Raw genomic sequence first — 14,833 nt, 5'->3', positions numbered from 1 at the left:
CAAAAAGAATGCGGATTAGCTTGCTATTATAATTTAAACGCAGGTTTGCAACAGGTGAGTATTCAAAATTTAATCAAAATAATGTAAAATTAGAGCAACTATACCGATGTCTAGTGGCATCAATTCAAGCTAACTAAAAGGCGAAATTCAAATGATTAAAAGCATAGAGATTGAAAATTACAAAAATTTCAAACACCTTAAAATGGAAAATTTTAAATAAAGAAAGTTAAAAAATTAAAAGAAAACAACCTTTAAAGGTCGTTTCCTAAAATCTCACTTCATTTGCAAAGCCACTTCTTCAGCGAAATTCTCTGTCTTTTTCTCAATGCCTTCGCCCAATTCAAAACGCACATACTCAGTGATTTTTAAATCATCATTCCATTCTTTGGAACAATCAGCGATGACTTGAGCGATAGTTTTTTTATCGTCCATGACATAGAATTGCCCTAAAAGGGTTAGGCGTTGATCAATAAGGGTGTTATCGGCGATGAATCTTTCCATTTTTCCAGGAACGATTTTATCCCAGATTTTTTCAGGTTTGCCCTGCTCTTTTAATTCGTCTTCAAAAGTCTTTTTTTGATGGGCTAAAACTTCATCGCTCAATTCAATGCGGCTCCCAAAAGTGGGGATGTTTTTTAAAGGTTTGCCCAATCGTTTAGCCTCTTCATTGTCTTTTTCAATTTCAGCGATCAAGGCTAAAGTTTCTTTTTTGACAAAATCAAGGCTAAAGTCTTTGCAATCTAATACTTGAGGCTTCATCGCTGCGGCATGCATAGCGATGTTTCGGGCCAGTTCCACCACTTTTGGAGCGTTTTTCTCATTATTGTATTTTATACCGATTAACACGCCCACTCTGGCGTTAGAATGCGCATAACCATTGACAATATGAGAGCTAGGGGCTTTTAAATGAGCGATTTTCCTCACTAAAATGTTTTCACCAATCACAGCGATTTGAGAGTGCAAATACTCTTCAAAAGGCTTGTTGTCTAACGGGCTTTTAAGCAATTCTTCTGTGGTGTGGATATTATGGGTTTTGATCGTTTCTAAAGTTTTTTTAACCAATTCCTTAAAGCCCTCATTTTTAGCCACAAAATCCGTTTCGCTATTGATTTCTACCATCATCGCGCTTTTAAAATCAGGCGCTACTTCTAAAGCGACCACGCCCTCAGCAGCGATCCTATCGGCTTTTTTAGCAGCTTTACTCAAGCCTTTTTCGCGCAAGAAATCAATGGCCTTTTGCAAATCCCCAGCCACTTCCACAAGGGCTTTTTTGCAATCCATCATGCCCGCATCGGTTAAATCCCTTAATTTTTTGACTAGTTGAGCGCTAATTCCTGACATTATTCGGCTCCTTGAGTGATTTCTTTTTGGATTTCAGCGAGCATTTCTTCTTTTTCTTCATTGCTCACGAACTCTATTTCTTCGCTATTTTCATCCGCATGGACGATTTCTTCTTGCATGAGTTCTCGCCCCTCTAAAATCGCCTCGCTCATTTCTTTACAGAACAATCTAATAGAGCGGATCGCATCGTCATTTCCAGGAATGGGGTAATCCACTAAATCAGGGTCGCAGTTAGTGTCTAAGGGGGCCACGATAGGGATATGGAGTTTCCTCGCTTCAGCGACAGCGATTTTTTCTTTAGCCACATCAATCACAAAAATCATATCAGGGATTTTTTTCATGTGGCGTACCCCACCAAGATACTTGTCTAGCTTTTCTTTTTTCCTTAAAATCATGAGTTTTTCTTTTTTAGTCAATAGATCAATTTGACCGCTATTTTCCATTTCTTCAATGATTTCTAATTTCCTCACCGACTTTCTAATGGTGCTAAAATTAGTCAGCATGCCACCAAGCCAGCGGTAATTGACATAAGGGACTTGAATGCTTTCAGCAAATTCTTTCAAAGTCTCATTGGCTTGTTTTTTAGTGCCTACAAACATGATGCTCTTGCCTTGAGCGCTCGCATCGCGCACGATATTATAGGTGTATCTAAAATAGCGCAAGGTTTTTTGCAAATCAATAATATAGATATTTTTCCTAACGCCAAAAATGAATTTCTTGGTTTTAGGGTTCCAACGCCTTGTTTGGTGTCCAAAATGCACACCGCATTCTAATAAATCTTTCATGGTTACCATGAGAATATTCTCCTTAAAGTTATTTTGGTTCTCTTCCTCCATGCTCATTTGATTCTTAAATTCTTAAGAACACCTAAATACAAGGATTAGCATGTGTGAATTTGACGCTGTCTTTGCCTTGTTCCTATTAAAATGATAGAAAAAACGACAAAACCCTATGATTATAGCAAAAGATTAGGGTTTTTTAGCTTAAGTAAAAAAGGCTTTTAGGTTATAATAAAGACAAAACAGAATTTTAGGATAGAACTCAATGGATACAAAAAGACAATGCATGGCTTTAAAGGCTTCAGCAGGAAGCGGGAAGACTTTCGCTTTGAGCGTGCGGTTTTTAGCCCTATTGTTTAAGGGGGCTAATCCTAGCGAGATTTTAACGCTCACTTTCACTAAAAAAGCCACCGCCGAAATGAAAGAGCGCATTTTAGACTATTTAAAATCTTGCAAAAAGAAAACCTTGAGAGCGGAAAAGAAAAATCCCAAAATATCCTAAAAGAATTAGAAGAAAAATACCATTTAGACCCTAGCTTGGTGCGAAATAGCGCTCAAAAAATCTACCAACGCTTTTTAAACGCTGGAATCAGGATTAGCACCATTGACGCGTTTTTTCAAAGCATTTTAAGGAAATTTTGCTGGTTTGTGGGGTTGAGCGCGAATTTTGAAGTCAATGAAGACACCAAAGCGCACCAACGACAGCTTAATGAGGGTTTTTTGAGCACTTTAAATAACGAACAGCTTGAAGAATTGAGCGTTTTTATCGCTCAATGCTTAAGCTATGATAATTACACAAGCGATTCTATTTTAGAGCGGTTGCGTTTTTTAAAAAACAAGCTCTATTTATTTGATCCTAACAAGAAAGAGCCTGCATTTGATGAAGAGGGTTTTTTAGAAAAACTAAGAAGTTTAAACAACCAAATTCAAAGCATAGAAACAGCGTCAGATAGGGCTAAAACAGCCATTAAATGCGATAGTTTTAGGGGATTTTTAAACAGCTCTTTAACCTGGCTTAAAAAAAAGAGCGAATATCAATCTTTCAAAAAACTTAAAAGTGAAATCCCCACTTTAGAGAGCGAATGCGAAGAGATTGAAAACGATTTAAAACGCTATTATGAAGCCAAAGAAACCGCAATATTTAAAAAATTCCCTAAATTCATCCAGCTTTATAGTAACGCCACTTCTAAAATCCAAGCCTTAGATTTTGATGCGATTAAAGATAAGGTTCATGCCTTATTGAATGGTTATGAAGAAATGCCGGCGGAGTTTTTTTATTTCAGGTTGGACAGCAAGATCGCGCACATTTTGATTGATGAATTTCAAGACACGAGCTTGAACGATTATAAGATTTTAGCCCCTTTTATTGATGAGATTAAAGCCGGGATAGGGCAAGCAAAATGGCACAGGAGCGTGTTTTTTGTGGGCGATGTCAAGCAGAGCATTTATGCCTTTAGGGGGAGTTTTAGCTCCTTGTTTGAAAGCGTTTCTAAGGATTTTTACCACGATAATTTACAATTCAACCACCGCAGTGTGCCTTTGATCATTAATTATGTGAATACCATTTTTAAAAAGGCTTATCAAAATTCCCCCACCGCTTATTTGGAGCAAAAATACCCTAAAACTTCTCAAAATAAACATGTTACAGACGGCTATGTTAAAGTCTCTTTAGTGGCTGATGAAAGAGAATTGCTATTAGATCAGGTCTTACAAGAAGCCCAAAACCTTTTAGAGCATCGTATTGATCCTAAAGACATTACCATTTTATGCGCCACCAATAAGGACGCTTTAGAAATCAAAAATTATTTGCAAGAGTATTTGAGCGAAATTTGCCCAAGCACGGAATCTAGTGCAAAATTGTCTCAATTTGTAGAATCTAAAATCATTAAGAACGCTTTAGAATACGCTTTAGCGGAAGAACCTTACAAGCCCTTTTATAAACACAGCGTTTTAAAACTCGCTGGATACTTGCATGATGATGCGATCGCTTTACCTAGTTTTAACCCTAAAAAAGAGAGCGTTGCGGGCTTTGTGTGGAAGGTGATGGAATTGTTTGAGCTTTATGGAGAGTGTGCGCAAATCTGCTTGGAATTAGCGGTTGGGTGCGAAGACGCCGATGGATTTTTAGAAAAATTAGAGGCTAAAGCGATCGCTTCTTCCCATTCAAAAGGCGCGCAGATCATGACCATTCACAAATCTAAAGGCATGCAATTCCCTTATGTGATCGTGTGCGAACGCTTGGGCAAGCCTAATTCAAGCCATTCCAATCAACTCCTTGAAGAATATGACGGCGCAGAGCTTCTTCGCCTTTATTACAGAATGAAAAATCGTGAGGTCGTGGATAAAGATTACGCTAGGGCTTTAGACAAAGAAGAAGCGGCTAAAGATCATGAAGAAATTAATGTGTATTATGTCGCATTCACTAGGGCTGAGTTAGGGCTGATTGTCGTGGCCAAAGACAAAAAAGAAAGCAAAAAAGAAAGCAAAAACAAAACAATGCACGAAAAATTGGATCTTGCGCCTTTAGAAGAGGGAGAAATTACGCCGGTTGTTTCTCATAGAAAAGAGCCTTTAATTACAAGCACTCTCATCAAGCCCCATGCCTATGGCGAGCAAGTCCAAGAGATAGAAGAAGAGCCTAGCGATTATGAAAAGAATAACGACCAAGAAGCGATCAATTTTGGTATCGCTTTGCACAAGGGATTAGAATACCAATACGCTTACAACATTCCTAAAAAAAGCGTTTTAGAATATTTAAACTACCATCATGGTTTTTATGGTTTGGATCATCAAGCGTTAGAAGAGAGTTTAGAGCTTTTTGAAAACGATACAGAGATACAAGCTCTTTTTAAAAATTATGCCTTAAGGGGTGAAGCGGCTTTTTTATTTGAAGGGGTTGTGTCTAGGATTGATGTTTTGTTGTGGGATAAGGGGCAAAATTTGTATGTTTTAGATTATAAAAGCTCTCAAAATTACCAGCAAAGCCATAAAGCGCAAGTGTCTCATTACGCTGCGTTTTTGCAAACTCAAGCCCCCCATTTTAAGATACAAGCGGGCATCATTTACGCTCATAAAAGACTGCTTGAAAAGTTATGGGTTTGAAAATAAAAATTTTAAGGTTGTCTATGAATCTCAAAAAAACAGAAAACGCGCTCAGTTTGACGCTTAAAAACTTCATTAAAAGCGAGTCTTTTGGAGGGATTTTCCTCTTTTTGAACGCTGTTTTAGCGATGGTGGTGGCTAATTCGTTTTTGAAAGAAAGTTATTTTGCGCTATGGCACACCCCTTTTGGGTTCCAAATAGGGGATTTTTTCATCGGCTTTAGTTTGCACAACTGGATTGATGATGTCTTAATGGCGTTATTTTTTTTAATGATAGGTTTAGAAATCAAGCGAGAATTGTTGTTTGGGGAATTATCCAGTTTCAAAAAAGCTTCTTTCCCTGTGATCGCAGCCATAGGGGGCATGATAGCTCCAGGATTGATTTATTTTTTTCTTAACGCTAATACGCCTTCTCAGCATGGTTTTGGGATCCCTATGGCGACGGATATTGCGTTCGCTTTAGGCGTGATCATGCTTTTAGGCAAGAGGGTGCCAACCGCCTTAAAGGTTTTTTTAATCACTCTAGCGGTGGCTGATGACTTGGGGGCTATTGTGGTGATCGCGCTCTTTTATACCACGAATTTAAAATTCGCATGGCTTTTAGGGGCTTTAGGGGTGGTTCTTGTTTTAGCCGTATTAAACCGCCTGAATATCCGATCGCTCATCCCTTACTTGCTTTTAGGGGTGTTGCTTTGGTTTTGCGTGCATCAAAGCGGTATCCATGCGACGATCGCTGCGGTGGTTCTAGCTTTTATGATACCGGTGAAAATCCCTAAAGATTCTAAAAATGTAGAGCTTTTGGAATTAGGCAAACGATACGCAGAAACGAGTTCAGGAGCGCTTTTAACCAAAGAGCAACAAGAAATCTTGCATTCTATTGAAGAAAAAGCGAGCGCTTTACAAAGCCCCTTAGAAAGATTGGAGCATTTTTTAGCCCCCATTAGCGGGTATTTCATCATGCCCTTATTTGCGTTTGCAAACGCAGGGGTGAGCGTTGATTCTAGCATCAATTTAGAAGTGGATAAGGTGCTTTTAGGGGTTATTTTAGGGCTTTGCTTGGGCAAGCCTTTAGGGATTTTCCTAATCACTTTCATAGGCGAAAAGCTTAAAATCACCGCGCGCCCTAAAGGCATCAGCTGGTGGCATATTTTAGGGGCTGGGCTTTTAGCAGGGATTGGCTTTACCATGTCTATGTTTATTTCTAATCTGGCTTTCACGAGCGAGCATGAGGACGCTATGGAAGTGGCAAAAATTGCGATTTTACTCGGATCTTTGATTTCTGGGATCATAGGGGCTTTGTATTTATTCGCGCTAGACAAAAGAGCGGCTTTAAAGAAATAGTGAAAAATGCTATAATTTGAGATTAAAACATCTTTTAAGGAAATTTAATGGGACAAACTAAAGAAATTCTAACGACGCTTTTACCCCTTGTGGTGTTGTTTCTTATTTTTTATTTTTTGATTGTTCGTCCGCAACGCCAACAGCAAAAAAAGCATAAAGAAATGATAGAGGGTTTGACTAAGGGCGATAAAATCGTTACTCAAGGAGGGCTGATTGTTGAGGTGCTTAAGGCGGAAGCGAATTTTTTTAGCGTGAAGCTCAATGATGACACCACCGCTAAACTTTCTAAAAACTATGTAGCGTTCAAATTAGATGAAGAAACAACGCCAAATAACAACTGAATGAAACTTTTTAACCCTCGTTTAATCGTTTTTATTTGCGCGCTTCTTTTAGGGGTAGGGTTTTCTGTGCCTTCTTTACTAGAAACTAAAGGCCCTAAAATCACTTTAGGGTTGGATTTAAGGGGGGGGTTGAACATGCTTTTATGGGTACAAACCGATGAAGCTTTAAAAAACAAGTATTTAAGCCTAGCGTCCGCTTTAGAATACAACGCTAAAAAGCAAAATATCTTGCTTAAAGACATTAAATCCAGTTTAGAAGGGATCAGTTTTGAGCTTTTAGATGAAGATGAAGCGAAAAAATTAGACGCGCTTTTAGTGGAGTTGCAAGGCCATAGCCAGTTTGAAATCAAAAAAGAAGCGGAGTTTTATAGCGTGAAGCTCACCCCTTTAGAGCAAGAAGAATTGCGTAAAAACACGATTTTGCAAGTGATAGGGATCATTCGTAACCGCTTGGATCAATTTGGTTTGGCAGAGCCTGTAGTCATTCAGCAAGGTAAAGAAGAAATTTCGGTGCAATTGCCCGGCATTAAGACTTTAGAAGAAGAACGGCGCGCTAAAGACTTGATTTCTAAATCCGCTCATTTGCAAATGATGGCAGTGGATGAAGAGCATAATAAAGATGCGATGACAATGACGGATTTAGAGGCTCAAAAATTAGGCAGCGTGTTGTTGTCTGATGCGGAAATGGGGGGTAAAATCTTACTCAAAGCGATCCCTATTTTAGATGGCGAAATGCTTACGGATGCGAAAGTGGTGTATGATCAAAACAACCAGCCGGTGGTGAGCTTCACGCTTGATGCGCAAGGGGCCAAGATTTTTGGGGATTTTTCAGGCGCGAATGTGGGCAAACGCATGGCGATCGTTTTAGACAATAAGGTTTATTCAGCCCCGGTGATCAGAGAACGCATTGGCGGGGGGAGCGGGCAGATTAGCGGGAATTTTAGCGTGGCTCAAGCGAGCGATTTAGCGATCGCTTTAAGGAGTGGGGCGATGAGCGCACCCATTCAAGTTTTAGAAAAAAGGATTGTAGGCCCGAGTTTAGGGAAAGACAGCATTAAAACCTCCATTATCGCCCTTATTGGGGGTTTTATTTTGGTGATGGGCTTTATGGCGCTTTATTACTCCATGGCTGGGGTGATCGCTTGCATGGCGTTAGTGGTCAATCTTTTTTTGATTGTGGCGGTCATGGCGATTTTTGGAGCGACTCTGACTTTACCGGGAATGGCAGGGATTGTTTTAACCGTGGGGATTGCCGTGGATGCTAATATCATTATCAACGAACGCATTAGAGAAGTGTTAAGAGAAGGAGAGGGTGTTGTTAAGGCGATCCATTTAGGCTATATCAATGCGAGTCGGGCGATTTTTGATTCCAATATCACTTCCTTGATCGCTTCGGTGTTATTATACGCTTATGGCACAGGAGCGATTAAAGGCTTTGCCCTAACCACAGGCATTGGGATTTTAGCCTCTATTATCACCGCTATTATAGGCACGCAAGGGATTTATCAAGCCCTTTTACCTAAACTCACTCAAACAAAAAGCCTTTACTTTTGGTTTGGCGTGAATAAAAGAGCTTAGGAGGTTTTATGGAATTATTCAAGCGAACTAGAATCTTAAGCTTCATGCGTTATTCCAATTATGGGGTGATCGTTTCAGCAATATTAGTGCTTCTGGCGTTGGGGCTTTTGTTTTTCAAAGGGTTTTCTTTAGGGATTGATTTTGCGGGGGGGAGTTTGGTGCAGGTGCGTTACGCTCAAAACGCCCCCATTAAAGAAGTGCGCGATCTGTTTGAAAAAGAAGCTCGCTTTAAAGGCGTGCAAGTGAGCGAATTTGGCTCTAAAGAAGAAATTTTAATCAAATTCCCTTTTGTAGAAACAGCCGAAAATGAAGACTTGAACGCTATCGTGGCCAATATTTTAAAACCTAGCGGCGATTTTGAAATCCGTAAATTTGACACTGTGGGCCCTAGAGTGGGGAGCGAATTGAAAGAAAAGGGCATTTTGTCGCTGATTTTAGCCTTAATAGCGATCATGGTTTATGTGAGTTTCCGCTATGAATGGCGTTTCGCTTTAGCGAGCGTTGTTGTGCTTGTGCATGATGTGATTTTAGTAGCAAGCTCAGTGATTGTTTTTAAGATTGATATGAATTTGGAAGTGATTGCGGCCTTGCTCACCTTGATTGGGTATTCCATTAATGATACGATCATTATTTTTGATAGGATCAGAGAAGAGATGCTCTCTCAAAAAACCAAAAGCGCCATTCAAGCCATTGATGAAGCCATTTCTAGCACGCTCACGCGCACGCTTTTAACTTCTTTAACCGTGTTTTTTGTGGTGTTGATTTTGTGCGTGTTTGGGAGTAAGATCATTATTGGCTTTTCATTGCCCATGCTAATAGGCACGATTGTAGGGACTTATAGCTCTATTTTCATCGCCCCTAAAGTAGCGTTATTGTTAGGCTTTGATATGGGTAAATATTATGAGAATGAGGCTAGAAAAATCAAAAAAGCTCAAGAGAAGGAAAAAATGCGCCGTTTGTATGAGGGCGGTCAAGTTTAAGGAGTTTCTATGGATTGGGGTCGGGTCATTCATGTGCTGTTCAGCCTTATTTCTTTAACCACCATTGCAGGGTTTTTGTATGAGCCTAACACGGTGGTGTTGTTTGTAGCGTTAGCTTTAAACCTTATTTCCGTTACGCTCAAAATTGGGGTGATCAAGCGTTTCGCTTCAGAGCTGTTGGCTAGCTCTTTAGCTACCGTGTTGCACCTCATACCGGCATTTGTGTTTTTACAGATTTTAAACAATTTGGTTACAGCTTACATGCTCATGATCGGGGCTTTGATTAGCAACGCTTTTAGCCTCATCTTTTTGTTGATTGAAAGCGTTGTAACGAGCGAAACAGACTAAGAGGCAATGATGGATTTTATCAATATAGAAAAAAAATGGCAAGAATTTTGGTGGAAAAATAAGAGTTTTGAGCCTAAAGACGATTTTAACCTCCCTAAAAAATACATTCTAAGCATGTTGCCCTATCCTAGTGGGGAAATCCACATGGGGCATGTGCGCAATTACACCATTGGCGATGCGTTGGCGCGTTATTATCGTTTGCACCATTACAACGTGTTACACCCTATGGGGTTTGATTCTTTTGGGATGCCTGCGGAAAATGCGGCCATTAAGCATGGTATCCACCCTAAAACTTGGACTTATGAAAACATTGAAGCCATGCAAAAAGAGTTTGAAGCCTTAGGGTTTTCTTTTTCTAAAAACAGGGAATTCGCCACTTCAGATCCGGATTACACGAAATTTGAACAGCAATTTTTCATTGACTTGTGGGAAAAAGGGCTGATCTACCGTAAGAAAGCCATGCTCAATTGGTGCCCTAACGACAAAACCGTTTTAGCTAATGAGCAAGTCATTGATGGGCGGTGTTGGCGTTGCGACACAGAAGTCATTCAAAAAGAACTCTACCAATATTATTTGAAGATCACAAACTACGCTGAAGAATTGTTAAAAGACTTAGAAACTTTAGAAAATCATTGGCCTTCTCAAGTCCTAACCATGCAAAAAAACTGGATAGGGAAATCTAGTGGGTTGCAATTTGGTTTTAAGATCGCTGATGAGTGTTTGAAAGCTTGCAACGGCATTCAAGAAATTGAAGTTTTTACCACAAGAGCGGATACCATTTATGGCGTAACTTACATTGCGATCGCCCCAGAACACCCTTTAGTAGAGCATGCCATTAAGCAAGTGAGCCAAGAAGATTCAAAGGTTATTAAAGCGATTTTAAACACGACTCAAAGAGAAAGGGCTTTGGAGAAAAAAGGGGTGTTTTTAGGAATTTATGCTATCCACCCTTTAACGAAGCAAAAAATCCCTGTTTGGGTGGCTAATTTCGCCCTAGCCAATTATGGCTCTGGGGCGTTAATGGGCGTGCCAGCCTGCGATGAAAGGGATTTTGAATTCGCTAATCTTTATCATATCCCTATTAAAGTGATCACTCAAAGTTCTCAAAGTTTGCCCCACACCAAAGAAGAGGTTTTAAAAAATAGCGGGGAGTGGAGCGATCTTTCTAGCTCAGTGGCCAGAGAAAAAATCATCGCTTATTTTGAAAAAGAAAACCTCGGTAAAAGGGTCATCAACTACCGCTTGCAAGATTGGGGAGTGAGCCGTCAAAGGTATTGGGGAGCGCCCATTCCCATGATTCATTGCAAACATTGCGGGATTGTGCCTGAAACCCAACTGCCGGTAACTTTGCCTGAAGACATTGTGATTGATGGGGAGGGCAATCCGTTAGAAAAGCATGCGAGTTGGAAATTCGCCCAATGCCCTAAATGCCATAAAAACTCTTTAAGAGAAACAGACACCATGGACACTTTCATCCAATCCAGCTGGTATTTCTTGCGTTATACCACGCCCAAAAATCAGCGTGAAAATCAAGCGTTTGATCAAAATTACTTGAAGTATTTCATGCCAGTGGACACTTATATTGGCGGTATTGAACATGCGATTTTGCACTTGTTATACGCGCGCTTTTTCACTAAGGCTTTAAGGGATTTGGGCTATCTTAATTTAAATGAGCCTTTCAAACAGCTTATCACTCAAGGCATGGTTTTAAAAGATGGCGCTAAGATGAGCAAGTCTAAAGGCAATGTCGTTAGCCCTAAAGAAATACTCAAAAAATACGGGGCCGATGCGGCAAGGCTCTTTATCCTTTTTGCTGCCCCACCGGCTAAAGAATTGGAATGGAATGACAGCGCTTTAGAAGGGGCGCACCGGTTTATCAAGCGCTTATACGATAAAGCGAACGCCATTAGCCCCACTACTTCTAAGCCTGAATTTAAAGGAGTGGGCCTGAATGAAGCGCAAAAACTAGCTCGTAAAAAAGTCTATGAAGCGTTAAAAAAATCGCATGAAATTTTCAATAAGGCTGAAAGCGCTTATGCGTTTAACACTTTGATCGCAAGTTGCATGGAGGCCTTAAACGCTTTGAACGCGCAAAGTGATGAGCGGATTTTATGCGAAGGTTATTTTGTGTTGTTGCAAATTTTAGAGCCTATTATCCCGCACACCGCATGGGAGTTGAGCGAGAGGCTTTTTAAAAGAGAGAATTTCAAGCCTATAGAAGTAGATGAAAGCGCTTTGATAGAAGACTTTATGACTTTAGGGCTTACCATTAATGGCAAAAGGCGCGCGGAATTGAAAGTCAATATTAACGCCAGTAAGGAAGAAATTATTATTTTGGCTAAAAAAGAATTAGAGAAATATTTAGAAAACGCGAGCGTTAAAAAAGAAATTTATGTGCCTAATAAGCTTGTTAATTTTGTTATCGCATGAGGGCTTTACTTTTTTTTATTGTGTTGTTTTGGTTCAAGGGTTGTGGGTATAAGCCCATTGCGGCTTACGCTCAAAACGCTTTAGGCGATAGCATATACGTGAAACTCATCGTGAATTTGCCTAACCCTGAAAACTCTGTAGAATTTAAGGACTTGATGAATCGTTTAGTCGTGCAACGCTTCCAAAACCGCCTAGCGAGTGAAAAAGATGCGGATTCTATCATTATTATAGAAATCACGAATGTAACCGATACGAGTATCACGCAAAATAAAGAAGGCTTTACGACTTTCTATCGCGCAACCGTGTCTGTGAATTACACCTATGATAATAAAAGAGGCGTTAGAAAGACTTTTCAAAATAGCGGGTATTATAATTACGCCGTGAATTTGCAAGACCCCCTTAACACCTACCAGAACCGCTATTACGCTATCAATCAGGCTGTGGAGCAAACTTTGACTAAATTTGTGGCTCAAATCGCTTATGAAGGGAAATTCAATAATGAAAAATAGTCATGGGTTGAAGGCGTTTTTAGAAACAAAGCCTAAGGAATACCATAAGTTTGATCCTAGCCGCTTCGTTCAAATTTACAAGGATTTTAAAAACGCTTTTTTTGAGATTCAAGCGAAAGTCATTCATGTGGTAGGGACGAATGGCAAGGGCAGCACGGGGCGGTTTTTAACCCTTTTATTGGCCGATCAAAATTTTAAGGTGTTGCATTTCACCTCCCCTCATGTTTTTGAATTTAGGGAGCGCTTTTTTTTGAATGGCTCTGTTGTTAAAGAAAGCGTTTTAGAAAACGCCCACCAGCAATTGCAATCGCACGCTTTCAGTAACGCTTGCTCGTATTTTGAATACGCTACCTTACTAGCCGTCATGCTCGCTAAAGATTGCGATTATTTGGTTTTAGAAGCGGGGCTTGGGGGGGAGTTTGACAGCACGAACGCTTTAGAAAAAACCCTAAGCGTTTTCACCCCCATTGATTATGATCATAAGGAATTTTTAGGGGATAGTTTAGAAAGCATTGCGACCACTAAATTAAAAGCGATGGGCTCTCTTAGCATCATCGCTCCCCAACAAGAACTGGTTTTAAATATCGCTCAAAAGATCGCCAAAGAAAAACATGCGCAATTGATTGTGGTTCAAAATGAAATTTCAAAAGGAGTCAGGGATTATATTGAACGCCACCATTTAGCCCATTTTTTAGCGATGAATTTAGAAGTGGCTCTAAAGGCGTTTGAAACGCTATTGCCATGCAATAAAGAAGAAGTTTTAAAAAACCTAAAGCCCCTGGATTTAATCGGCCGTTGCGAGCTTTTAAGCCCTAATATTTTAATAGATGTGGGGCATAACCCCCATAGTGCTAAAGCCTTAAAAGAAGAAATCAAACGCATCTTTAACGCTCCAATCGTTTTGATTTATAATTGCTATCAAGATAAAGACGCTTTTTTGGTGCTAGAAATTTTAAAGCCTGTGGTTAAAAAGGTTTTGATTTTAGAATTGCATAATGAAAGAATTATCCAATTAGAAAAACTTAAAGGGATTTTAGAAACTTTAGGGTTAGAACACGCTTTGTTTGAAGATGTGAAAGAAAATGAAAATTATTTGGTGTATGGCTCATTTCTGGTAGCCAACGCTTTTTATGAACGCTATCCAAAGAAGAGGGATTGATGCCACAAAACCAGCTTGTGATCACCATCATTGATGAATCAGGCTCTAAACAGCTCAAATTTTCTAAAAATTTAAAACGCAACCTCATCATTTCTGTTGTCATTTTTTTATTGATCGTGGGGCTTGGCGTGGGGTTTTTAAAATTTTTAATCGCTAAAATGGATACGATGACAAGCGAGAGGAATGCGGTTTTAAGGGATTTTAGGGATTTGTATCAAAAAAATTACACTTTGACAAAAGAGATTAAAAACAAGCGAGAAGAGCTTTTTATTGTGGGGCAAAAGATTCGTGGGTTGGAATCCTTGATTGAAATCAAAAAGGGGGCTAATGGGGGAGGGCATCTCTATGATGAAGTGGATTTAGAAAATTTGAGCTTAAATCAAAAACATTTAGCGCTCATGCTCATTCCTAATGGCATGCCCTTGAAAACTTATAGCGCTATCAAACCCACTAAAGAAAGGAACCACCCCATTAAAAAGATTAAGGGCGTTGAATCTGGGATTGATTTTATCGTGCCATTAAACACGCCTGTTTATGCGAGCGCTGATGGGATTGTGGATTTTGTGAAGACTCGTTCTAATGTGGGGTATGGGAACTTGGTACGCATTGAGCATGCGTTTGGTTTTAGCTCCATTTACACGCATTTAGATCATGTCAATGTGCAGCCCAAAAGCTTTATCCAAAAAGGGCAGTTGGTTGGTTATAGCGGGAAGAGCGGTAATAGCGGCGGCGAAAAATTGCATTATGAAGTGCGCTTTTTGGGTAAAATTTTAGACGCGCAAAAATTTCTGGCATGGGATTTGGATCATTTCCAAAGCGCTTTAGAAGAAAATAAATTTATTGAATGGAAGAATTTGTTTTGGGTTTTAGAAGACATTGTCCAGCTCCAAGAGCATGTGGATAAAGACGTGCTAATAAGCCAGTAA

11 protein-coding genes and 1 pseudogene are annotated in these 14,833 nt (G+C 39.8%); 10 read left to right on the top strand and 2 right to left on the bottom strand.

Going from position 1 to position 14,833, the window contains the following annotated elements; all coding sequences use genetic code 11:
• Positions 1-273 precede the first annotated feature (273 nt).
• Together D2C72_07035 and rpsB are read right to left on the bottom strand one after the other, a co-directional pair.
• Positions 274-1,341: an elongation factor Ts gene (locus D2C72_07035; GenBank protein ID QEF43987.1), complete on the bottom strand. Its 1,068-nt coding sequence runs from the start codon at positions 1,339-1,341 to the stop codon at positions 274-276.
• The gene (rpsB, locus tag D2C72_07030; protein QEF44203.1) at positions 1,341-2,135 is read right to left on the bottom strand and encodes a 30S ribosomal protein S2; all 795 of its coding nucleotides are present in this window, start codon (positions 2,133-2,135) and stop codon (positions 1,341-1,343) included. Before rpsB ends, D2C72_07035 begins: the two co-directional genes overlap by 1 nt.
• Positions 2,136-2,385: 250 nt before the next feature.
• Between rpsB and D2C72_07025 the strand changes: the two are divergent.
• The 10 genes and pseudogenes from D2C72_07025 to D2C72_06980 all read left to right on the top strand — a co-directional run bounded on the left by D2C72_07025 (position 2,386) and on the right by D2C72_06980 (position 14,833).
• Positions 2,386-5,222: pseudogene (locus tag D2C72_07025) on the top strand (RecB-like helicase).
• Positions 5,223-5,245: 23 nt separating this feature from the next.
• Entirely contained in the window at positions 5,246-6,562 is a 1,317-nt protein-coding gene (nhaA, locus tag D2C72_07020; GenBank protein ID QEF43986.1) for a sodium/proton antiporter NhaA, read from the top strand.
• 47 nt (positions 6,563-6,609) lie between these two features.
• Complete coding sequence (gene yajC / locus D2C72_07015; GenBank protein ID QEF43985.1) at positions 6,610-6,903, top strand: preprotein translocase subunit YajC; 294 nt, start codon at positions 6,610-6,612, stop codon at positions 6,901-6,903.
• Positions 6,904-8,481 (top strand): protein translocase subunit SecD, encoded by a 1,578-nt coding sequence (secD, locus tag D2C72_07010; protein ID QEF43984.1) that lies wholly within the window; start codon positions 6,904-6,906, stop codon positions 8,479-8,481.
• An 8-nt stretch (positions 8,482-8,489) separates the two neighbouring features.
• Positions 8,490-9,461 carry a protein translocase subunit SecF gene (secF, locus tag D2C72_07005; protein ID QEF43983.1) on the top strand — a complete coding sequence of 324 codons (972 nt, stop codon included), beginning with the start codon at positions 8,490-8,492 and terminating at the stop codon, positions 9,459-9,461.
• Between the two features lie 9 nt (positions 9,462-9,470).
• The gene (locus D2C72_07000; protein ID QEF43982.1) at positions 9,471-9,809 is read left to right on the top strand and encodes a hypothetical protein; all 339 of its coding nucleotides are present in this window, start codon (positions 9,471-9,473) and stop codon (positions 9,807-9,809) included.
• A 9-nt stretch (positions 9,810-9,818) separates the two neighbouring features.
• Entirely contained in the window at positions 9,819-12,239 is a 2,421-nt protein-coding gene (gene leuS, locus D2C72_06995) for a leucine--tRNA ligase (GenBank protein QEF43981.1), read from the top strand.
• Positions 12,236-12,748 (top strand): hypothetical protein, encoded by a 513-nt coding sequence (locus tag D2C72_06990; protein ID QEF43980.1) that lies wholly within the window; start codon positions 12,236-12,238, stop codon positions 12,746-12,748. Before leuS ends, D2C72_06990 begins: the two co-directional genes overlap by 4 nt.
• Positions 12,720-13,907: a bifunctional folylpolyglutamate synthase/dihydrofolate synthase gene (locus D2C72_06985; protein ID QEF43979.1), complete on the top strand. Its 1,188-nt coding sequence runs from the start codon at positions 12,720-12,722 to the stop codon at positions 13,905-13,907. The genes D2C72_06990 and D2C72_06985 overlap by 29 nt, the downstream gene beginning before the upstream one ends.
• The gene (locus tag D2C72_06980) at positions 13,907-14,833 is read left to right on the top strand and encodes a M23 family peptidase (protein QEF43978.1); all 927 of its coding nucleotides are present in this window, start codon (positions 13,907-13,909) and stop codon (positions 14,831-14,833) included. Before D2C72_06985 ends, D2C72_06980 begins: the two co-directional genes overlap by 1 nt.

Origin of the sequence: Helicobacter pylori (assembly GCA_008032955.1) — a bacterium.
Taxonomy (GTDB): Bacteria; Campylobacterota; Campylobacteria; order Campylobacterales; family Helicobacteraceae; genus Helicobacter; species Helicobacter pylori_DC.
This window is presented reverse-complemented; position numbering and strand designations above follow the sequence as displayed.